This window comes from Psychrobacter sp. CCUG 69069 (assembly GCF_021023115.1).
Lineage (GTDB): Bacteria > Pseudomonadota > Gammaproteobacteria > Pseudomonadales > Moraxellaceae > Psychrobacter > Psychrobacter namhaensis.
On sequence record NZ_QQAI01000012.1, the window covers coordinates 38,515 to 63,014 of the forward strand.

A 24,500-nucleotide genomic window follows, 5' to 3' on the forward strand; every position below is an offset into this window, starting at 1 on the left:
CTCCAAGGAATCCACAATAACTCTCAATAGCTAAAAGCACCATTATAGACGGCTGAACGCAGACTGACAAAGCAAACTTTAAATCGCCCTACTTTGATCTTACTTTAGGCTTTATATTGGCGCGCAATTAACCGTTGTACAAAGCTGTCACGTATAAAAAAACCACCGCTTACGCGATGGTTCCTTTCATAATGCTAACTAATGACTAATCGAGTACCTTAACCGTACGACGTTTTTGCTCTTCTTCAACCTTTCTATTAACAATATATTGTTGCGTCATACTAAACAAGTTATTCACTGTCCAGTACAGTACCAGACCTGCTGGGAAGAATAGCATAAACGCTGTAAAGATAATCGGTAAGAACTTCATCACTTTCGCTTGCATCGGATCAGCTGGCTGCGGATTTAGCTGCTGCTGTACAAACATCGATGCACCCATTAGCAATGGCAAAATAAACCACGGATCCATCGCCGATAAATCCTGAATCCATAAGATCCAAGGCGCATGGCGCAGCTCAACACTTTCAACCAATACCCAATACAGCGCTAAGAAAATCGGCATTTGCATCAAAATAGGCAAGCAGCCTGCCATCGGATTGACTTTCTCTTCTTTATAGATGGCCATCATTTCTTGCGACATTTTCATGCGGTCGTCGCCATGCTCTTCTTTGAGAGCTTTTAGTCTTGGGGCGATAGCTCGCATCTTCGCCATTGAGTAGTAACTCTTATTAGAGAACCACATTAAGGCAATTTTGACCAAAATAGTTAATATGATGATCGACCAACCCCAGTTACCAACAACTTTATGAACGCCATCCAAGATAGCAAACAAGACTTTTGATATTGGCCACAGCAGTCCATAATCCACGGTCTGATTGAGACCTACAGCGACGTCTTTTAGCTCAGATTGTACTTTTGGGCCAGCATACAAGGTGGCGTCCAACGTCACCTGTTTATTTGGTGCCACATTGACAGGCTGACTGTTAAATCCAATAAAGTAATCATCGCCAGTTTCGCGACTAAAAAACTTACCCGTGAAATTGTTAGGCGTCCATGCAGAGACAAAATAATGCTGTACGATTCCCACCCAACCTTTGTCACTGGTTGTGGTTAACTCACCATCATTAAAATCGCCAAACTTTAGCTTATTGTAAGGATCATCGGGTGTACCCCAAGCGCCGCCCAAATAGGTGGCCATACTCAGCGCGCCTTTATCAGACATACCAGGATCTTTACTATCATCGCGTTTTAGCTGCGCAAACATTTGACCCTGCCACGCGTTTGTAGAGGCGTTTTGGATCTGATAGCTAACATCAATGGGGTATTTGTTTTCTGTAAAGGTGAACGTCTTGGTGATGGTGACGCCATCTTTTTTATAAGTAAGCGGGACTGATAAGGTTTGCTGCCCCGCTTCCATGACGTAATTATTAGCAGTATGACTGTAGTTAGCACGGCCTTCTGCGGTATCAGTACCATTTGGACCGATGAGACCAGACTGGGCTACATACACACGATTACTATTATTTTCTAACAATACGAAAGGCTTATCGCTATCGAGCGTCGCATCATACTGCTTGAGCGCAGCATAAACGATATCACCGCCTTCTGGATTGATTTTTATATCATAGCGATCGGTCGTTACCGTGATAAGACCTGTGTCTTTAGCAGGGGTGGCAGTCACAGTACCGGTATCAACAGGCAGCGTCTGTACTGGAATATCACCTGCTGCACCAGTCATAGAAGGAATATCCGCACCTACTGAAGTGGTCGTTTCTGGCACCGCATCTACAGCTGGCGCATCGGCATAATCGTCTCGCCATGCCAAAATCAGCAGATAAGCGGTGATTAGCATCGCAATGATGATCATCACCCGAAATATCTTTTGCATAAACCTTTCCTAGATTAAAAAATTAGGGAATGAAAAATTAGGGCATGTGTCATGACCGCCCACTCTGTTTGCCCCAATCTCTGACAACAGTATTGACAGTCATTTACATAAAATGTGCATCATTTTACTAAAAAACCACCTCAAATGATACCAAGAGTGTGGATAACTTGTGGGTAACTCAAAAGGTATGATATTAAAGCGGTGTTACCGTTATTTTGACTCAGTCGTCATTAACTGATTGAGACGTGAAACATAGCTACTACTATCCCGATAAATACCCAATCCTTGCGCACTTATATTTTCCGTACAAATAGCGGGTACGTAATGATAGCTATAAGAAGCCAAAGGGATCGGTACGAAGTCGATGCCATGTCCACCTAGTGGATGACACCTACTGATACGTTTTAATAGTAACCAACTGCCTGACCGGACCCCATGCCATGCTAAAGCTTGTTTGCCATAATTCGAACAAGTTGGATAATAGCGGCAACGTGCCGGTAGCATAGGGCTTACTATTTTTTGATAAAAACAAATAATAGATAATATAATTTTATTAAAAAAATTATTTTTATTTTTTAATATAAAATTCATATTAAATTTTTTCTATTTTTTTAAATATATTATTTATCTCATTTATTAAATCTTTGTTATTTAAATCTTTTATAGATTTTTTAACAATAAAAACAATATCTTTGTTTTCTAATTTAAAAGCTTTTGTACGGAACTGCTCACGTATTTGACGTTTGATAAGATTTCGTGCGACCGCAGTAGGGACTTTACGCTTGGTAATCGCCATACCTACTCGCGGCTTATTTTGAGTATTATCACGTACAAAAGCCATCAAATGACTCTGGTGAAGTTTACGCTCAGGTGCGTCAAACACCTCACGGAACGCTGCTGGTGTGAGTAAGCGCTGCTCTTTAGTGAAGCGGGCGGTAGGTGTGTCTGAGACAGTATTGGGCATATTACAACCTAGTATGAGAGCGAATGGCAAGTTTAGAACAAGTTTAGGAATAGCCACAAAATACAGAGACAAAAAAAGCGCCTATCTGGGCGCTTTTAATATATGGCTACGTGTCAGTTTTGATGATTGACTATCGTGATCTATAGATACCAGCAACGCAATAAGCATTACTAGGTATGCTTAGCGCAATCTACTGATTATACAGTAAGACGATGACGTCCTTTAGCGCGGCGACGAGCTAAGACCTGACGGCCTTTTTTAGTTGCCATACGAGCACGGAAACCGTGAGTACGTTTACGCTTGATCACGCTTGGTTGGAATGTACGTTTCATAACTCACCTATCAAAATAATGGACTAAATTCGTAATAACGGAGGATTATATCATTCCATCTGCTTTTGGTCAATAAACTAATTTGACTTACGTTACTATCGAAGCATTTTGTTGTTTGGCTGCCCTGTTGGAAAAACTCCATTATTCCAAACCATTGTGATTGATAAATTTATTACCTAGTGATTAGAACTTACTGTTAACCCGCTCTTAATTTTGGTAGTTATCCACAGTTTGCCTCAAACACTATAATAATTAATTGATTAATATATATAGATATTGTTGTTATTGGGACCCATATTTTCTGTGGTTAAGTCCTCCTTTCTTTTAATTATCATAATATTACGCTATGGGTAATCCTGTGGATAACCTGTGTATTAAATATGGATAACCTAGGTAATAAACTTATCCCCAAAACTATCCACAGTCTTATCCACAAAAAACAAGGTGTTATCCACAGGGGTATTGTGTTAGATTAGCTCCCTGCACGGCCATTGATTTTGGTTTAGGAATTATGGATGGCATCAGAGGTTAATGAGCCTCTTATACCGTTGAGACATATCTATTATTTTAGATTATAGGGTTAGCACTTTTCATGATTGACACAGCAAACATTTGGGATAAATGTCTAAACGACTTACGATATAACGTCAAAGACAACGTATTTACCATGTGGTTAAGGCCATTATCAGCTCACCAAGAAGCACAAACACTTATCATACTTGCCCCTAATGATTATTTTGTAACTTACATTAAAAAAAACCATTTGCAAGACATTCAGCAATTGGTTACTAAGCACAGCCAAGGGAGTATCGAGGAGGTCGTCGTCCGCGTCGATAACGCTGATCGTAATACGGATGGTGCCAACCAGATGCAGTCAGGGTCTTTGTTTGTGGAGGATACGCCCTCCCCTACCCCGCCAGATCATAAGTTTGAAACCATCCATCATAACAATGCGAAAGCAGATATTGATGCCAATATGCGACACACAGAGTCAATCGATTCTGCTGATGCAAAATCGCTAAGCTATCTAAACCCTGATTTCACTTTTGAGACGTTTGTTACCGGTAAATCTAACAATCTAGCCTACAAGGCCTGTTATGAGCTTGGTAAACGTCAATCAAAAAATCGACACAATCCTCTATTTATATATGGTCCTTCTGGGTTGGGAAAAACGCATTTAATGCATTCAGTAGCACACCGATATTTAAAAAATAATCAAAGTTTTTATTATTTCACTTCTGAAAAATTTATTAATCAATTGGTTTATTCATTAAGAAATAATAAAATAGAAGATTTTAAAAAGAAAATTAAAAAAGTAGATTTATTAATTGTAGATGATATTCATGTATTAGCAGGTAAGACCAAAAGTAGTAATGAGTTTTTGACACTATTTGCAGATTTTACAAGCGGTGATAAACAGCTGATTTTAGCGTCTGACCGTCATCCGTCACAAATGACTGAGTTTGACGAACGCTTTCGGTCACGTTTTTCTTGGGGGTTAACAGTCGCTGTCGATCCTCCTGAGATTGATACTCGTGTACAAATCTTACAGAAAAAAGCGGCCTCATACGGCATGGTTTTGCCTAAAGAGTGTGCCCTATTTATTGCTCAAAACGTGGTGTCTAATGTCAGACGCTTAGAAGGGGCTCTCAATCAAGTGTTTGCAAATGCCAACTTGACTGGGGCACAGATTACCCTTGAGATGGTGCAATATGCGCTAAAAGATATCGTTGCGATGCGTGTCCAAGCGGTAAATATGGATAATATTCGTAAGATGGTCGCAGAGTACTATGACGTGACGGTCAAAGACATTATGGGACGCAAACGCACGCGCAGTATTGCAAGACCACGTCAAATCGCAATGGCATTGTCAAGAGAGCTGACTGGTGATAGCTTTCCTGAGATTGGACAGTCATTTGGTGGACGCGATCACACGACAGTGATGCACGCTTGCGATAAAGTTAATGAGCTAAGAGCCGCAGATCCAGCGTTTGACAAAGACTACAAAACATTAGCCCTCATGTTGCAAGCTGGTTAGAAGGCCGCGGCGTCCCTATGTTGTAGTAAGATGATATGGTTTATAATATTGCAAATATAAGCACACAGATAGCTAATGGATTCTAGGCAGTAGACAAGGTATTATTGAGACAATATTTTAATATTATAAAAAATCATTTAATAAGAGTAACTAATAATAAGAGTAACTAAGCATGCAATTATCGATTAATCGAGAGTCGTTACTAAAAGCCATTAACTTGATCGCGAAGGCGGCTGATAAGCGCCACAATATGGTTATTTTGGGCAATATCAAGCTACAGCTGTCTGAGTCGGCACTTATTTTGACTGCCTCAGATCTAGAGGTAGAGCTAACCTCGACGTTAAAACTGCCTGCTGGTGCTTGTATTGAAGCAGGTACCACAACATTACCGGCAACAAAGTTAAAAGACATCTGTAAATCGTTGCCTGCTCAAGCACAGGTCAACCTTGCTACTCAACAAAACGAGCGCTGTTTACTGACCAGCGGCAAAAGTCGCTTTACTTTGGGAACCTTGCCTAGTGAAGATTACCCAAGTTTGGGTAACCCAGAAAACATCACGCCATTGACCATCAGTCGTAGTCGTCTTATTGATTTGATTCACAAGACTCAGTTTGCGATGGCAATCCAAGATGTCCGTTACTATCTAACCGGTATGTTGTTTGACGTCTCACAGCAGCAATTGACGACAGTGGCTACCGATGGCCACCGTTTGGCTTTGGCACGCAGTGTTATCGATGTGAGCGCTGATCTAAATATGCAGGCGATTTTGCCGCGTAAGGCTGTGATTGAGCTTGAGCGTTTGGCTACTGAACTTGGTAAAATGCTTGGTGAGCAAGACAATCAGGTCACCTTAAGCTTTGGCCGTGAGTTTTTACAAGTGAGCTTACCTTTTGGCGACGTCGATAGTGCAGGGCAGGTGAACCAAAACTTGATGGTTACGTTCACAGCGCGTCTGATTGATGGCAAGTTCCCTGATTACCGCCGCGTGATGCCGAGTAATACTGATAAGCTCGCGTTGTTCAATCAAGAAAAAATGGCGGATGTGCTACGCCGTGTCGCCATTTTAAGTAATGAAAAATCGCGCGGTGTGGTGTTCAACTTTGCCAGTGACGGCATGGTAGAAGTCCGCGCAAATAACGCCGAGCAAGATGAAGCGGTCGAGATGATACAAGCCAAGTATCAAGGTGAGCCGATGGAGCTGTCTTTTAATGCCGCCTATTTACAGGATGTGCTAAGTGTCATCCAAGGCGACTTACAGATGCATATGAGTCAATCAAATGCCTCGGTATTGGTCAATCAGCTGAACGATGAGTTCCATCAATATGTCATCATGCCGATGCGTATATAGTGTTTTTTAAATAGTACGTTTTGTTTTTTAAAGACAGGGAGTTAGGCTGTAGAGCAGTTTTTGCAATCCAGATTTAACTTCCAATCTTTGTCTGACTTATTATTTTTATAAATTTTTGTTCGCTAATTTTTCAGCAACATCCATAGGCGGCTGTCGGTATTATGATTGAACGTCTACAAATCTCCCATCTGCGTAATTTGACGCAAACCAACCTCCAGTCTGCTGCTTGCAACGTCATTATTGGGGAAAATGGCAGTGGTAAAACGTCATTGCTTGAAGCTATATTCTTATTATCTAGAGGTAAGAGTTTTCGTCACCATCAGCCCAAACGCTACATTCAGCACCATCAAAATTCCGCAACCGTGCATGCAAAACTCAATGATAACCGTACCTTGGCTATCCAAAAGCAAACCGATGCTACAACGGTCCTACGTCTTAATCAAAGCACTGTTTATAACCAAAGCATCCTAACTGAACAACTACCCACGTTATTGGTAGACCCCTCGACAATGGATATGTTGGAGCAGGGGAGTGCCAGTCGTCGGCAACTATTAGATTGGCTAGTGTTTCACATGAAACAAGGGTTTCACCCACAGTGGGTAGCCTATCAGCGCCTACTAAAACAACGCAATAGTCTGTTAAAAAAGACGCGCCACTTGTCCCAAATACAGCTTGCTGAGTTAAAGTCATGGGATAAGGGGCTAAGTAACCATGCTGCGCTTATTCATCATTACCGTGAACGTGTGTTTGCAGCATGGCAGCCTTATTTTGCTGACACTGTCGCTGAGCTATTGCCTGCCTACGCTGAACAATTAAGTTTGAGTTACAATCCGGGTTACGACACCAGTATTTCGCTTGATGTGCAGCTTAACGAGCGCTTAGAGCAGGATCTGCAGCTGGGATACACGCGTATCGGCAATCATCGCGCCGATGTTCATGTTCATTGGCGCTCTAGCGATTCCGTACAAACGAATAGCGAGCATGCAAATACCATCATAGAAACCGATGGGAGTAGCCCGTTGCCCACGCTAAAAGAGCAGGCGGCTAATGTGCTGTCTCGCGGTGAAAAAAAATTGTTAATCACCGCGTTGCGCTTGTCACAGCTGCCCTTGCTACTGCATACGGAAGAAGGCAGCGATTTGTCCAATAGTGGCCTTAACTCCCAAGTAACCCCCGTGGTGTTGCTAGATGATATCACTGCCGAGCTGGATGCGAGAGCTATAGAGATCCTGTTATCAGCGCTGTCTCAGTTACCGTGTCAGGTATTTATGACCAGTTTGACTGATGATGTTTTACCTTTGGTAAGAGCATTATGGTCAAATCCGCACGTGTTTCACGTGAAACAAGGTCAAGTCTCTATGGGGTAAATATGCCCTGTTTTTAAACGTGGTGTTTCTTTTTTTCCGCTCTCCAAAATACCTATACTACTCCAACCTGTTTTACCATTTTCTCCTGAATATTTACTCTCTTTAGACACGGGTTTAATCGCCATAAAACGCTCAGTAAACAGTGACTTAAAGGCAAAAAAATGCTAAAATGAGGCTTTATTTTTGTCCTGTTTTCAGCAAGTTTTTTGATAGCGTTGTACAGACGTTTTTTATTGCCTATGGATTTGCAAGTGTCTGATAAATATGTGTTTTATTTGTTGTATTCGCTTTAATAATCTTTAAAAAAAAGAAGCGAGTACGGGAATGATAAAGCGCTGACTTGATATTTTTTTAAGTCTTTATCACATTTTATGAAGTTTTGGCGAATCGTGTTAGTCAATGAGACGTATCATTGATTTTGGTTATAAAAATTGAATCTAAAATAACGTTATAAGGCGTCATCGTAGTGATGGGGCAATAACAAACGGCTGATTATGGCTAGATTAAGGAATGCACATGAGTGATTCATTACCTACCGACCACGAGCAACTGATGTCAGACAGTGCTACTGAAACTATGGCCTCAACTGTGGTGCCTGAAAGTTTACCTTCTGATTATAGCTCCAAAGATATTCGTGTATTGCGCGGATTAGAAGCGGTACGCGTGCGCCCTGGTATGTACATCGGTGACACGGATGATGGTACCGGCTTACATCATATGGTCTTTGAGGTGGTGGACAACTCTATCGATGAGGCGCTTGCTGGTCATTGCGATCAGATTGATATCATCATCCACGAAGATGAATCTGTGAGCGTGATGGACAATGGCCGCGGTGTGCCTGTCGACATTCATCCAGAAGAGGGAGTGTCGGCCGCGCAGGTTATCATGACGGTACTGCATGCAGGCGGTAAGTTCGATGACAATAGCTATAAAGTGTCAGGCGGCCTACATGGTGTCGGGGTTTCGGTCGTCAATGCTTTGTCTAAAAAGCTTGAGATGAATATCTGGCGTGAAGGCCATCACTACCACCAAACCTACACCGATGGCGTGCCTGATGCTGACATTCAGCAGATGGAACCAACGGATAAAACGGGCACACAAATTCGCTTTTATCCAAGTGCTGATGTGTTTACAGGCACTATCTTTGAGTACGATATTTTAGCCAAACGTCTACGTGAGCTATCGTTTCTTAACTCTGGCGTGCGTATTGTTTTAACCGATGAGCGTATTGATAAGCGTCACGAGTTTGAGCATAAAGGTGGTTTGTCGGAGTTTGTCAGTTATATCAACGCGGGCAAAGATGGCATCAATGACGTGTTCCACTTCACAAGTGACCAAGATGAGGGTATCAGCGTCGAAGTGGCGTTGCAGTGGACGGACACGTACAACGAAAAAGTTCTGTGTTTTACTAATAACATCCCGCAGCGCGATGGTGGTACGCATCTATCAGGCTTCCGCTCAGCATTAACGCGCGGCTTAAATAGCTATATGGATCGCGAAAACTTATTCAAAAAAGAAAAGATCGCTGCGACTGGTGATGATGCCCGTGAAGGCCTAACGGCAATCGTCTCTGTTAAGGTTCCTGATCCAAAGTTTTCAAGTCAAACCAAAGACAAGCTGGTATCAAGCGAAGTAAAATCTGCGGTTGAATCGGCGATGAGTGATAAGTTTAATGACTATCTACTCGAGAACCCAAGTGCGGGTAAAGCGATTGCCAATAAAATTATCGATGCTGCACGAGCGCGTGATGCGGCTCGTAAAGCACGTGAGATGACCCGCCGTAAGACCACGCTAGATATCGCCGGTTTGCCAGGTAAACTGGCTGATTGCCAAGAAAAAGATCCGTCACTGTCAGAGCTGTACATTGTGGAGGGGGACTCTGCAGGTGGCTCAGCCAAACAAGGCCGTAGCCGTAAAACGCAGGCGATTTTGCCCTTAAAAGGTAAAATCCTTAACGTTGAACGCGCCCGCTTTGACAAAATGCTGTCGTCTGCTGAAGTTGGTAACCTAATTACCGCGCTTGGCTGTGGTATTGGTCCTGATGAGTACAACCCTGATAAAGTACGCTATCATAAAATCATTATCATGACCGATGCGGACGTTGATGGCTCCCACATTCGTACGCTGCTGTTGACCTTCTTTTTCCGTCAAACACCTGAGCTTATCGAACGGGGCTATGTTTATATTGCTCAGCCACCCTTGTATAAGGTGAAAAAAGGGCGTCAAGAGCTGTATCTAAAAGATGATGAGGCACTTAAGGCTTATCTGTTGTCGTCGACGATTGATAACACTAAGCTGCATGTCAGTGCTGATGCACCTGCTATCACTGGTCAAGCGCTTGAAACGCTTCTAAATGACTATAACCAAACGCAGCTGATCAAAGCACGTTTGCAGATCCGTTTTCCGGCCACGATTTTGGATGCCTTAACCCATACGCCAAAACTTAGTACCGACATGACTTATGACAAGGCGGCTATGCAAGGTTGGAGAGAGGCCATGCAAACTCAACTTGACCGTTTAGGCAGTGAGCTAAGTCCTGAGATTGAGTTGGTGAACATCCATGCGCCTCAGCCAAAAAACATGGATGCTGCCGCCGCCGATTTATTGGGTATGACGCCAGCATTAGAGGCTGAAGAAAGGACGGAGTCTGATAGCGATGCGTTGTCGACTAAAGCGCAGTGGCTACCGCGGGTGACTGTATACGTGCATCAGCTGGCACATCATTATTTGCTAGACTCTAGTTTTATTAATTCAGGTGAATACAGCAAGTTACTTCGCTTATCGGCTGAGTGGAACACGTTGTTGGCAGATGATGCCTTTATCCGCCGTGAAGCCAGTGCTGGCACTACCAAAGATATCCCAATACGCGACTTTGACTATTTATGGCAGCAAATGATGCTAGATGCCCGTCGTGGTCTGGCGATTCAGCGCTATAAAGGGCTGGGGGAGATGAACGCCGATCAGCTTTGGGATACGACGATGGATCCTGAAAACCGCCGTATGCTACGGGTCAATATTGAAGATGCCATCGCTGCAGATCATATGTTTACCTGCTTAATGGGGGATCATGTTGAGCCGCGCCGTATCTTTATTGAAGAAAACGCATTGACGGTGTCTAATTTAGACATATAAATACCATGATTAGAAATGCGATCCTTTTTAATTAATGACAGAAAATACCGCTTTGGCCTCCAAAGCGGTATTTTTGTTTCACGTGAAACGCTAAAAAATACGCTACTTATGATAAGAGAAAAATAAAATGATAGAAGTCCTGTTACTCGCTATTGCTTTAGCGATGGATGCGTTTGCTGTTGCAATCGGGCTGGGTGCCAAGTCGCAAAAACATTCCTCTCAATACGTGTTGCGTTTGGCGATGTATGCTGCTTTGTATTTTGGTATTGCGCAGGGCATCATGCCACTTATTGGTTATTTATTAGGAGCAGTGTTATTAGGTTGGCTGGCCGCTGCAGCGCCTTGGATTGGCGGAATTATTCTTATCGTACTCGGTGGCAAAATGCTTTATGAAGTGTTTGCTGGTCATAATGAAGAAGAGATTGATGACATTGCTGAGGAGGTATTAGCAAAAAATAGCGGGTATAAAAGTGTGAATCATAAAACCATGTTTACCCTAGCGATCGCCACTAGTATCGATGCCATGGCCGCAGGTTTTACCCTTAATTTGTTGGCGCTTAATGCGTGGCTGGCCTGTTTAATTATCGCCGTGATCACCGCTTTATTTGGTCTGCTGGGGGTTTATTTAGGCTGGCGCTCTGGTACGTGGTTAGAAGATAAAGCGGAAGCATTAGGTGGGTGGGTACTCATTGCTATCGGCTTAAAAGTGATGTTTTTTAGCTGATTGGCCTGACTACAGTCACTTATTTTTACGATAAAAAATCACCGCTTTGCTAGTAAAGCGGTGATTTTTTGTTTCACGTGAAACTTTATTCCACACTGTGGCTGTTTATGCGTCTTCATCAGTATTAAAACGCCATGCTAAAACACGTGTGTTTTTTTGACCTTGACTCATCTCAATAATGCGCATTTGGGCAACATCAAGCTGCTTTAATAGAAGCTGCAAAGGTTTTACGTTCTCAGACTTGGAGACAAGGGTAGTAAACCAACCAACGTGCTCTGCGAAGCTTTGACTCTCTTTTGCCATCTTAGTCAAAAAGGCAATTTCTCCGCCTTCACTCCACAGCTCTTTATGCTGACCGCCAAAGTTTAGGTTTTGTGCGGCATTGCCTTCTTTTGAGGAATGGCGACTGATCTTTTCGTTTTCATTTTTGCCACGATGTCGTTGCAGGTTATGCTGCTTACGACTGTTGGCTTCCATGGCTTCTTCCAACGAGGCGTGAAAGGGAGGGTTGCAAACGACCACATCAAAGTAATCTTGGCGACCGATGATGTTTTTAAAGATAAATTTGGGTTCTGGTTGCAGCTTTACCTTTACCGCGCTTTTGAGCTTTGGATTAGCGTCACAAATAAGCGCTGCCGTATTGACCGAAACGGGATCGATATCGCTTGCCGTAAAACGCCAACCGTAGCTTTGGCTACCGATAATAGGGTAAATGGCACTGGCCCCCGTGCCAATATCGAGAGCATGGAGCTCTTTGCCTGTTGGTGGGGTGTTGTCGTCATTGACGTGGCTGGTTTGGGCAAGCAAGTCAGCGATATAGTGAATATAATCGGCACGCCCAGGGATAGGCGGACACAAGTAGCCTTCGGGAATGTCCCAAAATTTGACGCCATAATAATGGGCGAGCAGCGCCTTGTTAAGCACACGCACCGCTTGATGATCAGAGAAGTTGATCGTCGGCTCGCCATTAGGATTGGTGATGGTATGGTCAGCGAGCTCAGGCAAAGCGCGGGTCAGTACCGCAAAGTCATAGCGACCTTGATGCGGGTTGCGCGGATGCAGCTGGCCGAGTTTTTTGGCCGTAGATGGCGATCGGTTTCTGTGTTTTTGGTTTGAAGGCTTACTTGTCATAGTGTGGGGCTTTGATATCTGAATATAATCAACCAGTTTAGCAGATTTCACAAGGAACGAACGGCTTATCGGCTACGTAAAATAAGATTTAACCCCAATACGATCATCGCTGATCCCAAGACGCGGTCTATCCAATGCTCAAAACGTTGGAAGCGGCGATGGATCGCTGGGATAGAGAGCAGCATGACGACCGTACTAAACCATGCCATCTGCAAGACCATCATCCATACGCCATAGGTGGCCAACTGCCAAAGGGGTATGTCTGGTGAGAGAACGAGGGTAAATATCGCGACGAAATACACGGGCGCTTTTGGATTAAAGACATTACAAAAAAAGCCACGACGCAAAATAGCGGCAGTTGAGTCGGTATTCTCAGATGGTTTTTTGGTAGAGAGGTTTTTATTAGAAATCGTGGTTGGATGGGTAAGCACATCTTGTGAAACGTTAACAGCTGACCTTGCCGAGTCTGCTGAATTTGCTAAATCTGATGGCTTTTTGGGTTTGGCCCCAATCCCTTGCCAACCCAGATAAATCAGATATCCACCGCCCAGCCATTTAATCGCGGTCAATAGCGGCTGCGAATGGGCGATGATGGTCGCCAGACCCAACACCGAGTAGATAATATGAACAGCCAAGCCCAAAGTAATGCCAAAGCTACAAATTAGACCAGTGCGCCGACCTTTTGCCAAGGTTTGCTGCGATACCAAGACAAAATCAGGGCCAGGTGAGGCGGCAGCAAGCAAGTGAACGCTGGTGATAAGCAAAAAGCCGTGCCAAAATTCCATAAGACCGTGATTCCATTGTTCGATGGTGCCAGCAAGTGAGGATGGCAACGCTATAAAGCTCAATAATAGTTGCATTTATCAAGGGCAAGGTCAACTGATAATGAGGTGCGCTGCTATCCATCATGGGTATGGTGCTGCGCGGTGTTAGTGCTTGTGTTCTAGTGTAAGGATGATTATATTAAAAGCACGTTACTAAAAATAAGTTTATAGCAATTGCCCCTCTAATAACGCTCTTACAACGCCAGTTTCGACAAGGATAACGTCATGACCACGGACCACAATCAACACATCGACAATCGCATCACCTATCAAACCGACGGCTATATTTGTCTGATTGGACTTAATCGCGCGGACAAACGCAACGCCTTTGATAGCCATATGATTAAGCAGTTATCCGAGGCGCTCACTGACTACGAAAACGACGATCATCTACGATGTGCGCTCATCTTCGCCCATGGCGAGCACTTCACTGCCGGTCTGGATCTGATGGAGCTACAAGACAAATGGGACAAAGGCGCGTTTGAGTTTGACGATAGCCAAATCGATCCGTGGGGCATCAGCGGTAAATTACGCTGCAAACCTGTGGTCGTCGCGGTGCAAGGCACATGCTTTACCGCTGGGATTGAGCTGATGCTAAATAGCGACGTGGTCATCGCAAGTGACAACTGCACGTTTGGTCAATTAGAAGTGCAGCGCGGTATCATGCCGTTTGGCGGGGCAACCGTCCGATTTGTACAAGCGGCAGGCTGGCAAAAAGCCATGCCGTATCTGCTCACAGGCAAAGCATTTGACGCACAGACGGCAGATCGACTCAATCTGGTCAGTGAAGTGGTAGAAAACGGCACCGAATATGAGCGAGCGCTCACGATTGCCAAAGAAATCTGCCAAGCGGCTCCGCTTGGTGTAAAAAGCCTACTGTCGTCCGCACAAGATGTCAGCCGTAGTGGCGTCGGCGCGGCGCTGGCAAATATTCATAGTTATCTGCCAGATTTGTTTTATTCAGAAGATGCGCGTGAGGGCGCGATGGCGATGGTGGAGAGACGTGAGGCTGAGTTTAAAGGTAAATAATACTTAGTCGTTCATTTGAAAAAGTAAATCACCTAGTTAGCCCATGTTGGTAGTTGTTTAAAACAACCATTAACACGGGCTTATTTAGCAACTAACACTCTTTTCAAACCTCACCCAAATCCTCAAAACCCACATACTCTTTTTTGCCATGAATGTTATACATCTTACGCTTGATGTCCGGATAAAGCGTCATATCAATCGGTGGCCTATTGCCGCCCATCAGGTAGGTGGCGTCGCTATCGCTATCATTACGCATAGAGTGCGGCGCGCCATGCGCAGGGAAGCCCACAAAGTCACCAGCACTTAATTGATATTGCTCATCGCCATAACGCAGTGATAGCTCACCTGACAACATATAGATGAACTCATCTGACTCTTCATGATAGTGATGCGTCGTCGTCTCATCGCCTGCCTCAACCCGCACAAGGTGCAAACCAAATTTAGTAAGACCGACGATGTCACTTAATGAGACGGTATGGCGAATGGCGTTTTCATTGAATTGATGGATATGTTTGGTCTCGGTGGTATTGTCTATGGCGGACTTCGTTAGAACGTAAGCCTGCGTGTCCTTAGGCGGCTTTTGGTCGGGTGTGGACATCATTTATCTCCATGATTTTATGATAAGCTGCTGTTTATACTAGCGAATAATATCTGGTTGTATTTATTGAATTATGTACAAAAAATATTTGGCAGTTTTCCGCCCTCTTATCGTTCATTCTGCTTGATCTTCTTTTTCCGCGCTTATCTTCCTAAAAATGAAATATTTATACATAACTGTGAATAATTGAACATCTAATAGCCAATAGCGTGTCTAAACTTGTTAAAATAGGGCACCAATTTATCTATTGATGGATATCGATCTATGACCACTGCCACGCCTGCAATCAAAGAAGACCGCATTTTAATTCTCGATTTTGGCTCGCAATACAGCCAGCTGATCGCCCGCCGTGTGCGCGACTCTGGGGTGTTTTGTGAAATGTTCCCTTATGATATCGACAGCCAGCGCATCATCGATTTTGGCGCAAAAGGCGTCATCCTATCGGGTGGCCCTGAGAGTGTGCACGCAGACGACAGCCCACGTATCAACGATGCGGTGTTTGACTTGGGCGTGCCAGTCTTGGGTATTTGCTACGGTATGCAAGCGATGGCGGATCGTTTCGGTGGACAGGTTCATGCCAGTGACATTCATGAGTTTGGTGCCGCGACGATCGAAGTAAATGGTCACTCGCAGCTGACTGAAGGCATTGAAGACAGCAAAACTGACGGTCAGTCAGCCAAGCTAAATGTGTGGATGAGTCATGGCGACAAAGTAATAGAAGCCCCTAAAGGCTTCGACATCGTCGCCAGTACGCCAAGCTGTCCAATTGCGATCATGGCCAATGATGACAAGCAATATTACGGTCTACAGTTCCATCCAGAAGTCACGCATACCTTGCAAGGGCAAGCGTTGCTCAGCCGTTTTGTCCATCAGATCTGCGAGTGTGCAGGTGAGTGGACGCCTGACAACATCATTGATATGCGTGTCGAGCAGTTAAAAGAGCAAATCGGTGACAAACAAGTATTACTAGGACTATCAGGCGGTGTCGACAGTTCAGTGGTCGCAGCAATTTTGCATAAAGCCATTGGCGATCAGCTGACTTGTGTGTTCGTTGATAATGGCCTCTTGCGTCTGCATGAAGGCGATCAAGTCATGCAAGTATTTGCCGAAAACATGGGTGTTAAAGTCATTCGTGTCGATGCCGAAGACTTGTTCTTAGATGCGCTGGCGGGCGAGTCTGATCCAGAGAAAAAACGTAAAATCATTGGTAAAACCTTTATCGACGTATTTGCCAACAGTGCGCGTGAAGTGAGTGAGCAAAGCGATGGCAAAGTCGTTGAGTTCTTGGCGCAGGGTACGATCTATCCTGACGTGATTGAATCTGCCAAGTCGCATCAAGGTAAGGCGCACGTCATTAAGAGCCACCACAACGTAGGCGGTCTGCCGGATGACTTGGCGTTTGAGTTGGTGGAGCCGTTACGTGACCTCTTTAAAGACGAAGTACGCAAATTGGGTATCACTTTGGGTCTGCCAGAAAAAATGATCTATCGTCATCCGTTTCCAGGTCCAGGTTTGGGCGTGCGTATCTTGGGCGAAGTAAAAAAAGAATATGCCGATATCCTACGTTTGGCCGACGCCATCTTTATGCAAGAGCTTGAGCGTTCAGGCTGGTATGACAAGACCGCGCAAGCGTTTGCGGTATTCCAACCGATCAAATCGGTCGGCGTGGTCGGCGATGGCCGCCGCTATGCGTGGGTGATTGCGCTACGTGCGGTTGAGACTGTTGACTTTATGACCGCACGCTTTGCCCATCTGCCGTATGATTTGATTGAGACGGTATCAAATCGCATCATGAATGAAATCAAAGACGTCTCACGCGTGACTTATGATGTATCGAGCAAGCCACCTGCTACTATTGAGTGGGAATAGTATCAAACCAAAAATCTGATTAGCATCGTCAAACTCGTTCAGCCTACTTAACGTAGTGCTATCACTCGTTTTCCTTGCTACTCAGATTTTTTGAATTGATATACAGCTTGTCGAAATAAAAAAACACTCAACTTGGTTGGGTGTTTTTTTTGGTTATCCAAAGAAGTAGAAAACAAGTAAAGGTTAGTGCTCTGTCTCATTAACTATTATGCTATCTTTGAAATTGATTTTGGACAATTAAAAACGGTTCAATAAAAGGAATTTGGAAATGAATGAAGAACCTAAAAAAGAACACAAACTACCATCGATGTTAGAAATGAGTGAAATGTTTGATAAAGTTCAGAGTCAAATGAACCCATTATCTTACCATCTTGAAAAATCAAACAGTCTACTAGGAATAACAAGTCAGTATGAATATCTTAATTCAGCTGCAAGTATTGCAAATATCGCAAGCAAATCTTTTCAACCAGTAGATTTCGCTTCCATCGGTGTTGTAGATCATAGTGCGCTAGCAAGATGTGCCCAGTTGAGAATTCCAGAAGCCACAGCTTTGCAAGATAATTTTCTTGAAACGACAAGAGGAATGAGTGCCTATAATAATAGTCTTATGTCTGTAAGAGAGAGCCTGATCCAAAGCATAGGAAGAAATAATGTATATGAAAATATGATGTCATCAGTAAGTCTTGTTAGGGATTCATTAGAACCATATAGAAGCGCTTTTGATGCAGTGCGTACTTCATTTGAAGCAAGCGAACCTTTTAAACTTGCAAGAGAGCTACAATCGCAAGTAGCTTTAGCTAATTCCATCTCATCAGAGTACGCAGGTGTTTTTAAGCAGTTTGAGTCACTACACAATCTTGAATCATTTAAAGCAATAACTAGACTAAAGAACTTTCCTTTCGAAGATATGGTGCGAATTGATTTAGATAGCACTCCAGATTTAGAAGAGAATCTTAGTGAAACTATAGTAGAACTAGACTCAGAAATAAGTGACGAACTATCTTTAGTAGACGATTTTAACGAGCTTTCCGAAGAAAAGCGTACTGTTCTGCTCGGTTTGTATCAAGTCTATTATTACCCTATTATATTAAACTGCCTATTTATACTTATGTGGCTGCAAGTTGTTTTAGATGAAAAGTTAGACCTAACAAAGAATACTTTTATTTTTGTTGAAAGGTCAAAAGAGAAACTATCTTATATTAGTAATGTCTATCGACCGAACCCATCGGCAATGATCGATAGTCTTGTTGTAGGTGGATTTTTAATGTTCTTAGCTAAGTCTCTAGGCTGGTAGAAGGTGAGAGTCACTTTAAATAAATATTGATTCTATTTATTCAAATAGCCTTCATAAAAAAGCAAAGGCAGCATTCCAAAAAGAGCGCTGCCATTCTCTACAAAACTAGGTCTTCAAGCTAAAACCCTAACCTTTCACATTTACCACATAGCGCCCCACAGTTTTGCCCGCGATAAATCTATCTAAATACTCTGGTGTTTGCTCAAGCGTAATTTCTTCGCCATAGCTTTCAAGATTGGGCAGTTTCATGTCGGTGGCGACACGCTCCCAGATAGCCTTTTTGTCCGTCAATGGAATATAGACCGAGTCGATACCGAGCAGGGACACCGCTCTAGTGATAAAAGGTATTACCGTCATCGAGAGCTCAGGTGATGCCGCCAGCCCGCAACTGGTGACCGCGCCGCCAGCTTTGGTTTGTTTGAGCAAGTTTGCTAGATAATCGCCGCCTACCGTATCGATGGCATTGGCCCACAGCTCACGGCCGATAGGTTTGCTACCGATCTCATTGATGGTGTCGCGATGACGCACCTCGCTTGCGCCAAGCTCTTTTAGATGCTCGCTTTGTTCAGGTTTACCTGAGAAGGCGATGACGTCATAGCCCAGCTGCTTTAAAATAGCGATACTAATGCTACCGACGCCGCCCGTTGCACCTGTGACAGCGACCTCACCATCACTTGGTTTTGCGCCCATTTTTTCTAATTTTTGCACGCTTAAGGCTGCCGTTAAGCCGCCAGTACCATAGATCATAGCTTCTTTTAGCGTCAAGGACTCTGGGCATTCTATGGCCCAGTCGGCAGGTATAGAAATCATTTGCCCTAGGCCACCCGGCGTATCCATACCCAGATCATAACCAAATACCACCACCTTTTGACCTTCGGCAAAGGTGCCGGATTTGTCGCTGACGACGACACCAGCAGCATCAATACCGGGGGTGTGCGGATAGTGTTTGGTGATTCTTTTATTACCCGAAGCCGACATCGCATCTTTATAGTTGAGCGATGAATAATGCACCTTGATTAGCAGGTCATTGTCTGGCAAGTCACTGACACTGCGTTCTTTGATACTTTTTTTAAATTCACCGTCGCTGGTCTCTTCGACGACCAAGGCTTTAAACGTGGTGTTTGATGCTGTGTTGTTAGACATGGTTATATCCTTATTAAACATTATTATTGATAGACATTATTGGCGGTCACTATTAATGACTTACCTATATCATTAAAACAAAAAAAGCCCACTGTATTGTTATATTAATACGAATGGGCTTTTATCTGTGTTTTGAGGTGACGGGTTTAGCCATCAATGTGAGGGTGCATTACCTATTAAGGCTTAAGCAATACCTTGCCGTTTTTGTTTGACTGCAATTTGCCATCGACCGCTTTTTTGATATCAGCCAAATCAAAAGTCGCTTCAACCGGCAGTTTGAGGTTGCCGTTGGTCGCGCGTTCGATCAGCTCATCAATCAAACGCTGTTTGTTTTCAACGCTCATTTCTTGACTGATTTTACTGCCCCAAAAGCCTTTGATCGTCACTTGTTTAAAGATGATATTGGTTGGGTCGAGCGCCATTGGTTGCCCTGACATAATACCAAATGATGCCAATGTGCCGCCATGCCCCAGTAACGATAGCAAGTCGTTGCTGGACTCGCCGCCGACAGAGTCAATCGCGCCGCTGATTTCATCGTCGCCAATGATTTTACGGACTTGGTCTTTCCAGTCCTCATCTGATGAGTTGATGTTGTTTTTGATATCGAGCGCTTCTAATTCCTCTACCGCATCGGCACTACGGACGACGTTGATGGTGTTGATACCGCGCGCTGCGGCCAGCATGGCGAGTGAGGTACCGACCGCCCCATTGGCCGCATTATGGATAACCCATTGCCCGCTTTTTAGTTCTAAAAATTCGATCACCATCAAGGCGCTAAGGGGCATGGCGATAAGCTGGGCGGCTATTTCGTCCTCTAAGTCATCAGGAACGGCGAACACCATGTCTTCTGCGGCGACGAAGTACTCCGCCCATGTGGCCTGTACACTAGCAGCAGCGACGCGCTGACCGACTTTGACGTTTTTGACATCATCGCCGATGGCATCGACAATCCCAACCGCTTCGCTACCGCCGATTGCTGGCAGCTCAGGCTTAAAGCCATACTGTCCGCGTATGGTCAGCAGGTCATGATTGTGAATAGAGGCCAGTATGGTTTTGACACGGACTTCATCCGCTTTTGGCTCGGGGACAGGGCTATCGCCTAAGCTCAGTACTTCAGTGGGTTTACCAAAGGTGTTATAAGTGGCACTACGCATATTAATTTCCTTTATTTATTTTTGAGTAATCGTACTTTAGTTATTAGGTTATTGGCAATCAACGCTCCGTAGAGAAGCGTACAATTCGATCACCACAGTAGCAAGACCACCTTATCGTTATCAGTACTTGTTTGGTTAAGTAAGGTTATCCGTGACTTCTCGCCACCACCTCGTCATCGTCTAGTCGGGTGGGCTATCCAATGGCGTTTTACTTCGCTCTTTTGGCTCTATCACTTCAAACGCTTCGTTGGCCAGACTTGCCAGTAGCGGATCACCATTATCGTTGAGACGAAACACACCGTATTCTGCTGCCTCAAAAGCCTCGGCATTCCCTTCTTGAAAGAAGTAAGCGTTGGTCGCAATCTGTATCGAGCTATGACGCCTACGGTAATGAATGGCCTTCTCATTATGAGCTAAAGTGGCAGGCTGATGGCTGTCAGCCAAGCGCACAAAGTGGCCAACGTTGTGTTCATCTAAGGCGACTATCACATAGCCATCAGAGGGTTTGTCGCGGTCACTAGCTGTCGCCAGTCTCTCCAAAATATCACGCTCCAAGTCATAACGAAGCGTCATATAATCCCCTTGCATAAAGCCACGCGGATCTACAGGGGCGAGCTCTAATAACACCGTATCGCCAGTCATAAGATGCGTCTCATATTTCACCACACTAAGCGCCATGACGATTAAGACAATAATTAGTCCAGATAGAACAATGGCAATGGTGAAGGCACGTTTTTGGCTCCAATGAGTGGGGGGCGTGGAAGTTGGCTTAGACGCACGTTTAGTCAAGATATTGTCTGTCATGGCTGGCGCTCCTGACTATTGGTGACGCTGCTTGGTGGCTTTGTATGACTGGTAAGATCATCAGCAACAGGAGCAGTGAGATTGTCCATGAAATATCGTTTGATGATGAGCTGGCGCAGTAGCAACAGGACGATGCCGATGATGAGCATCGAGCCGGACTTAACGAGTAAGGAGGTATCGAGCTGATAGTAATACCAAAACACGTAGCAAACCAAGGCAAAAACGCTGAGGCCTAATAAGGTGCGTTGACTGTTGGCTATGGCGATCATGATAAGCAAACTGGTGGCCAGTAAGCCTGAGACATAAATCGACGTTATGCCAAGAACGATGGTGGCGCAGACTGCGATAACGCCATGTTTTGACCATAGTTTGACATCGTAACGTTTAAGAATAAGGTAGACCGCATATAGACTAGTCGCTACCAGCAGTCCTTGTGCGACGAGGTAGTTATAGTGAAATGCCTCATCGCTGTTTACCAAGAAGGATCTGGACTCGCCCGCCACCACATAGACTGAGAAGATAAGCAGTGTCAACGCACTGGCATACATGAGCGCTTTACTGACCTCAAAAACACTTAAGCGCCACTTGCTAGGAGCGTAACGCAATAGCGTATAACGTTGTAGATTGGCCCCAACAGTAATCAGTGCCAGTAGCGCCAAACTGACCTCGGTCAGCTGATAATAATTAAGCAGATAGACCATACTGCCCAGTGCGGCCATACTACTTAACAAACGATACACGAAGTTTGGTATCATGATGGTCACCGCGCTCTGAAACAGCAAAAACAGCCAGACACTCAGAGGCTGGTCTATGTCGGCGTCCAACCATGCAAAAATGAGGTATAACTGACCCGCAGCGCTGATGGCAAAGGCTAAACTGGCCCAAAAACTGTGGCGGCGCATATGCTTGTTTTTAAATAACCCCAATCCTGCGACACTCAGTAATAGGCCGATAACAAATGTACCGAGCGTACTGTCAAAGACATTGGTTTCCCATAATATGAGTGATAAAAACCCAATGAAAAACAAACTCGCCAAGACGCCACTAAAGCCAAAAAATACCTGTAAGAACCAAGGATCGTCATGAGAGCTTTTACTGCTGCCTATATCTGCGCTCATTTCATTGGCATCAGACAAGTTGCGATCAATGACACCAAGGTTTTTTAGCTCAGCCAGTACTTGCCTCTCTTTATTCATCTTTTCATTCATCGTCTGCGCCTCTTCTGACTGGCTGGGTTTTATTGCCCCTATCTAAGTGCGCAGCGTTGCGTAGCCATATCACTGCGGCTGAACTCATCCCAATCAGCAGCAGCGCTAATATTAAGTAGCCAGCAGCGTTAGAATCGTCCAACAGCCATCGTCCTACCCAAACCATCACCCCAGTAATAAGAGAAAACGCCAGATAAGTGAGCATGAGTAAATCCACGCGGCGCTGATAAAAATGCCAAAGCATCAACCCGCACCAGCCTAACCATAGTGTGATCGACATCAGCGTGACAAAAATAGGACCATCGTCAAAGGCACTGATGGTGGCAAGATACGTCACAAAGCAGGTGCTCAAGAAACCGACGACATACGTACTCCAGTGTAAGCTGGATGCTTTTTGCACACTTGTTATGCTAATAGCCGCGTTACTATTGTGAGTCGTAGTATCAAAAGGATGACTAGAAAAAGTGGCGCGCTGATGATCAAAAACGCTGAGCCAGCCGGATAAGGCGATAAGGTTCAATAGCGACAGGATCGCTACCTGAAAGTAATGTTGCAAGCCATCGTCGATAAACGGCAGGTTGGTGACATCGAAGTACAGCATTAAGCAGGTATTAATAAGCCCCAACCACAGTAGCCACAGCGCAGGAAAACGCGCGATCATGACCCATGGCGTAATCAATAAGGCCCATGTGAAAAATAACTGCCAAGTATCTGCGCCCGTCTGATAAATTTGCCCAAATAAAGCCAATAAGCTGCCAGTAATAATACTGGCGATGAGTAGTAATAACTGGCGAATGAGCTGGAATCGTTGTCTAAACCGTCTTGTAAAATGAAGTCCAACATAGAGAGCGATGGTGATGACCAACGCCCCTTCAACCAAAGCAAATTTACCCATCTTGCCCATGTTTTGCCAGTTGTAGGCGATAAAGAAAACAAGAGACAGGACCAGTGCTACCGCGCCAATAATCAGCAGCGCTTTATCAAAAAACGCCAGCCATGTCTGCTTAGTGGGATAGATTCCAAGGTGGGTAGCCGCTGCATCGACGCGGCTGATGGGGAGCGCGCCGTGTTTTAGTAAATGCTCAATAGTGCGCTTTGGTTGACTCATAGCACTCTCTCATTAAGAACAGTTTGCAGACTATCTTAGCGGTTTTTATGAGGTAGTGATATCACTTGCGGGCTGTGCTTACTTAATAAAACTCAATGTGACTGAGCACATGCTCTTGCACCATATAGGCACAGACATAAGCACTTGGCCACGCAAAAATAAAGGCCAGACCCCAGGAGTGCAAAAGCTCGGTAAAGAAGCCATCGACGTAGCCGACTTTGACCAGTAGTAACGCTGACGAGATAATCAAAGACATCATCAATGCCATAAGACCGGTAAAAATAAGGCGGTAGTACTTGCGCCGTATGCGTATTCTGATGAGAGGGAGTTTGGCCATAATATTAAGGGTGTCCTACAGGGCGATCGCTACGCGCAGCGGATAATGCTGGCACGTATGAATGCAGATAATGGTGAGCGGATAAATGCTCGTGAGTCAGGAGATGGTTGGCTAGTAGCGCTCATGATACCTTGTGATGATAAGCGGGTAAAATCGTTATTACTAACTTTGGCCTTTACCATATTATATTGTCATGCTTCTATAAAAA

General features: G+C 44.5%; 23 protein-coding genes. 8 read left to right on the forward strand and 15 right to left on the reverse strand.

Annotated elements, in window-relative coordinates:
* Positions 1–205 precede the first annotated feature (205 nt).
* The 4 genes from yidC to rpmH form a co-directional block, all read right to left on the reverse strand.
* A complete protein-coding gene (gene yidC, locus DVY93_RS08935) occupies positions 206–1,888 on the reverse strand; it encodes a membrane protein insertase YidC (protein ID WP_230710398.1) in 1,683 nt (560 codons plus the stop codon).
* Between the two features lie 210 nt (positions 1,889–2,098).
* Positions 2,099–2,479 (reverse strand): membrane protein insertion efficiency factor YidD, encoded by a 381-nt coding sequence (yidD, locus tag DVY93_RS08940; protein WP_230710399.1) that lies wholly within the window; start codon positions 2,477–2,479, stop codon positions 2,099–2,101.
* Between the two features lies 1 nt (position 2,480).
* Positions 2,481–2,852 (reverse strand): ribonuclease P protein component, encoded by a 372-nt coding sequence (gene rnpA / locus DVY93_RS08945; protein ID WP_230710400.1) that lies wholly within the window; start codon positions 2,850–2,852, stop codon positions 2,481–2,483.
* 197 nt (positions 2,853–3,049) lie between these two features.
* Positions 3,050–3,184 carry a 50S ribosomal protein L34 gene (rpmH, locus tag DVY93_RS08950; RefSeq protein WP_007394757.1) on the reverse strand — a complete coding sequence of 45 codons (135 nt, stop codon included), beginning with the start codon at positions 3,182–3,184 and terminating at the stop codon, positions 3,050–3,052.
* 592 nt (positions 3,185–3,776) lie between these two features.
* Here rpmH and dnaA point away from each other — a divergent pair.
* From dnaA to recF, 3 genes are all read left to right on the forward strand, one after another.
* Entirely contained in the window at positions 3,777–5,222 is a 1,446-nt protein-coding gene (gene dnaA / locus DVY93_RS08955; RefSeq protein WP_230710401.1) for a chromosomal replication initiator protein DnaA, read from the forward strand.
* Between the two features lie 172 nt (positions 5,223–5,394).
* The gene (gene dnaN / locus DVY93_RS08960; RefSeq protein WP_230710402.1) at positions 5,395–6,570 is read left to right on the forward strand and encodes a DNA polymerase III subunit beta; all 1,176 of its coding nucleotides are present in this window, start codon (positions 5,395–5,397) and stop codon (positions 6,568–6,570) included.
* 161 nt (positions 6,571–6,731) lie between these two features.
* Entirely contained in the window at positions 6,732–7,937 is a 1,206-nt protein-coding gene (gene recF / locus DVY93_RS08965) for a DNA replication/repair protein RecF (RefSeq protein ID WP_230710403.1), read from the forward strand.
* On the opposite strand, the gene DVY93_RS08970 is transcribed toward recF, so the two are convergent.
* Complete coding sequence (locus DVY93_RS08970) at positions 7,919–8,062, reverse strand: hypothetical protein (RefSeq protein WP_230710404.1); 144 nt, start codon at positions 8,060–8,062, stop codon at positions 7,919–7,921. The genes recF and DVY93_RS08970 overlap by 19 nt on opposite strands.
* 451 nt (positions 8,063–8,513) lie before the next feature.
* Between DVY93_RS08970 and gyrB the strand changes: the two genes are divergently transcribed.
* Together gyrB and DVY93_RS08980 are read left to right on the forward strand one after the other, a co-directional pair.
* Positions 8,514–11,069, forward strand: coding sequence for a DNA topoisomerase (ATP-hydrolyzing) subunit B (gene gyrB / locus DVY93_RS08975; RefSeq protein WP_404672100.1), 2,556 nt, complete (start codon positions 8,514–8,516; stop codon positions 11,067–11,069).
* 127 nt (positions 11,070–11,196) lie between these two features.
* A complete protein-coding gene (locus tag DVY93_RS08980) occupies positions 11,197–11,793 on the forward strand; it encodes a manganese efflux pump MntP (RefSeq protein ID WP_230710405.1) in 597 nt (198 codons plus the stop codon).
* Positions 11,794–11,898: 105 nt separating this feature from the next.
* Here the strand turns inward: DVY93_RS08980 and rlmF are convergent, their stop codons facing one another.
* Positions 11,899–12,924, reverse strand: a complete 1,026-nt coding sequence (rlmF, locus tag DVY93_RS08985) for a 23S rRNA (adenine(1618)-N(6))-methyltransferase RlmF (protein ID WP_230710406.1) — start codon at positions 12,922–12,924, stop codon at positions 11,899–11,901.
* A gap of 65 nt (positions 12,925–12,989) precedes the next feature.
* Entirely contained in the window at positions 12,990–13,784 is a 795-nt protein-coding gene (locus DVY93_RS08990) for a LysE family translocator (RefSeq protein WP_230710408.1), read from the reverse strand.
* A gap of 189 nt (positions 13,785–13,973) precedes the next feature.
* Here DVY93_RS08990 and DVY93_RS08995 point away from each other — a divergent pair, with 189 nt between their 5' ends.
* Positions 13,974–14,777 (forward strand): crotonase/enoyl-CoA hydratase family protein, encoded by an 804-nt coding sequence (locus tag DVY93_RS08995; RefSeq protein WP_230710410.1) that lies wholly within the window; start codon positions 13,974–13,976, stop codon positions 14,775–14,777.
* 103 nt (positions 14,778–14,880) lie between these two features.
* Here the strand turns inward: DVY93_RS08995 and DVY93_RS09000 are convergent, their stop codons facing one another.
* Entirely contained in the window at positions 14,881–15,375 is a 495-nt protein-coding gene (locus tag DVY93_RS09000) for a cupin domain-containing protein (RefSeq protein WP_230710412.1), read from the reverse strand.
* A gap of 264 nt (positions 15,376–15,639) precedes the next feature.
* On the opposite strand from DVY93_RS09000, the gene guaA reads away from it, so the two are divergent.
* Both guaA and DVY93_RS09010 read left to right on the forward strand, forming a co-directional pair.
* Complete coding sequence (gene guaA, locus DVY93_RS09005; protein ID WP_193006415.1) at positions 15,640–17,244, forward strand: glutamine-hydrolyzing GMP synthase; 1,605 nt, start codon at positions 15,640–15,642, stop codon at positions 17,242–17,244.
* Between the two features lie 268 nt (positions 17,245–17,512).
* Complete coding sequence (locus tag DVY93_RS09010) at positions 17,513–18,538, forward strand: hypothetical protein (protein WP_230710414.1); 1,026 nt, start codon at positions 17,513–17,515, stop codon at positions 18,536–18,538.
* Between the two features lie 126 nt (positions 18,539–18,664).
* On the opposite strand, the gene DVY93_RS09015 is transcribed toward DVY93_RS09010, so the two are convergent.
* The 7 genes from DVY93_RS09015 to DVY93_RS09045 form a co-directional block, all read right to left on the reverse strand.
* Positions 18,665–19,681 (reverse strand): YhdH/YhfP family quinone oxidoreductase, encoded by a 1,017-nt coding sequence (locus DVY93_RS09015; RefSeq protein ID WP_230710416.1) that lies wholly within the window; start codon positions 19,679–19,681, stop codon positions 18,665–18,667.
* Between the two features lie 176 nt (positions 19,682–19,857).
* Positions 19,858–20,835: a zinc-binding dehydrogenase gene (locus DVY93_RS09020; protein ID WP_230710417.1), complete on the reverse strand. Its 978-nt coding sequence runs from the start codon at positions 20,833–20,835 to the stop codon at positions 19,858–19,860.
* A gap of 180 nt (positions 20,836–21,015) precedes the next feature.
* On the reverse strand, positions 21,016–21,639 hold the full coding sequence (locus DVY93_RS09025; protein WP_230710419.1) for a GDYXXLXY domain-containing protein: 624 nt from the start codon (positions 21,637–21,639) through the stop codon (positions 21,016–21,018).
* Positions 21,636–22,847 carry a DUF4401 domain-containing protein gene (locus DVY93_RS09030; protein ID WP_230710421.1) on the reverse strand — a complete coding sequence of 404 codons (1,212 nt, stop codon included), beginning with the start codon at positions 22,845–22,847 and terminating at the stop codon, positions 21,636–21,638. The genes DVY93_RS09025 and DVY93_RS09030 overlap by 4 nt, the downstream gene beginning before the upstream one ends.
* Positions 22,840–23,955 carry a DUF2157 domain-containing protein gene (locus tag DVY93_RS09035; protein WP_230710423.1) on the reverse strand — a complete coding sequence of 372 codons (1,116 nt, stop codon included), beginning with the start codon at positions 23,953–23,955 and terminating at the stop codon, positions 22,840–22,842. The genes DVY93_RS09030 and DVY93_RS09035 overlap by 8 nt, the downstream gene beginning before the upstream one ends.
* 82 nt (positions 23,956–24,037) lie before the next feature.
* The gene (locus tag DVY93_RS09040) at positions 24,038–24,292 is read right to left on the reverse strand and encodes a DUF2798 domain-containing protein (RefSeq protein WP_193006406.1); all 255 of its coding nucleotides are present in this window, start codon (positions 24,290–24,292) and stop codon (positions 24,038–24,040) included.
* Positions 24,293–24,321: 29 nt separating this feature from the next.
* Complete coding sequence (locus DVY93_RS09045; RefSeq protein WP_230710425.1) at positions 24,322–24,474, reverse strand: hypothetical protein; 153 nt, start codon at positions 24,472–24,474, stop codon at positions 24,322–24,324.
* Positions 24,475–24,500: the final 26 nt, after the last annotated feature.

Bases quoted from the DNA above. Each gene is read 5' to 3' on its own strand.
- guaA (WP_193006415.1), top strand. From the start codon at position 15,640: ATGACCACTGCCACGCCTGCAATCAAAGAAGACCGCATTTTAATTCTC.
- recF (WP_230710403.1), top strand. From the start codon at position 6,732: ATGATTGAACGTCTACAAATCTCCCATCTGCGTAATTTGACGCAAACC.
- DVY93_RS09030 (WP_230710421.1), bottom strand. From the start codon at position 22,847: ATGAATGAAAAGATGAATAAAGAGAGGCAAGTACTGGCTGAGCTAAAA.
- DVY93_RS09015 (WP_230710416.1), bottom strand. From the start codon at position 19,681: ATGTCTAACAACACAGCATCAAACACCACGTTTAAAGCCTTGGTCGTC.
- DVY93_RS09040 (WP_193006406.1), bottom strand. From the start codon at position 24,292: ATGGCCAAACTCCCTCTCATCAGAATACGCATACGGCGCAAGTACTAC.
- DVY93_RS08990 (WP_230710408.1), bottom strand. From the start codon at position 13,784: ATGCAACTATTATTGAGCTTTATAGCGTTGCCATCCTCACTTGCTGGC.
- DVY93_RS08980 (WP_230710405.1), top strand. From the start codon at position 11,197: ATGATAGAAGTCCTGTTACTCGCTATTGCTTTAGCGATGGATGCGTTT.
- DVY93_RS09025 (WP_230710419.1), bottom strand. From the start codon at position 21,639: ATGACAGACAATATCTTGACTAAACGTGCGTCTAAGCCAACTTCCACG.
- dnaN (WP_230710402.1), top strand. From the start codon at position 5,395: ATGCAATTATCGATTAATCGAGAGTCGTTACTAAAAGCCATTAACTTG.
- DVY93_RS08995 (WP_230710410.1), top strand. From the start codon at position 13,974: ATGACCACGGACCACAATCAACACATCGACAATCGCATCACCTATCAA.
- DVY93_RS09000 (WP_230710412.1), bottom strand. From the start codon at position 15,375: ATGTCCACACCCGACCAAAAGCCGCCTAAGGACACGCAGGCTTACGTT.
- yidD (WP_230710399.1), bottom strand. From the start codon at position 2,479: ATGAATTTTATATTAAAAAATAAAAATAATTTTTTTAATAAAATTATA.
- DVY93_RS09020 (WP_230710417.1), bottom strand. From the start codon at position 20,835: ATGCGTAGTGCCACTTATAACACCTTTGGTAAACCCACTGAAGTACTG.
- rlmF (WP_230710406.1), bottom strand. From the start codon at position 12,924: ATGACAAGTAAGCCTTCAAACCAAAAACACAGAAACCGATCGCCATCT.
- DVY93_RS09010 (WP_230710414.1), top strand. From the start codon at position 17,513: ATGAATGAAGAACCTAAAAAAGAACACAAACTACCATCGATGTTAGAA.
- DVY93_RS08970 (WP_230710404.1), bottom strand. From the start codon at position 8,062: ATGGCGATTAAACCCGTGTCTAAAGAGAGTAAATATTCAGGAGAAAAT.
- rpmH (WP_007394757.1), bottom strand. From the start codon at position 3,184: ATGAAACGTACATTCCAACCAAGCGTGATCAAGCGTAAACGTACTCAC.
- rnpA (WP_230710400.1), bottom strand. From the start codon at position 2,852: ATGCCCAATACTGTCTCAGACACACCTACCGCCCGCTTCACTAAAGAG.
- gyrB (WP_404672100.1), top strand. From the start codon at position 8,514: ATGGCCTCAACTGTGGTGCCTGAAAGTTTACCTTCTGATTATAGCTCC.
- DVY93_RS09045 (WP_230710425.1), bottom strand. From the start codon at position 24,474: ATGGTAAAGGCCAAAGTTAGTAATAACGATTTTACCCGCTTATCATCA.
- dnaA (WP_230710401.1), top strand. From the start codon at position 3,777: ATGATTGACACAGCAAACATTTGGGATAAATGTCTAAACGACTTACGA.
- yidC (WP_230710398.1), bottom strand. From the start codon at position 1,888: ATGCAAAAGATATTTCGGGTGATGATCATCATTGCGATGCTAATCACC.
- DVY93_RS09035 (WP_230710423.1), bottom strand. From the start codon at position 23,955: ATGAGTCAACCAAAGCGCACTATTGAGCATTTACTAAAACACGGCGCG.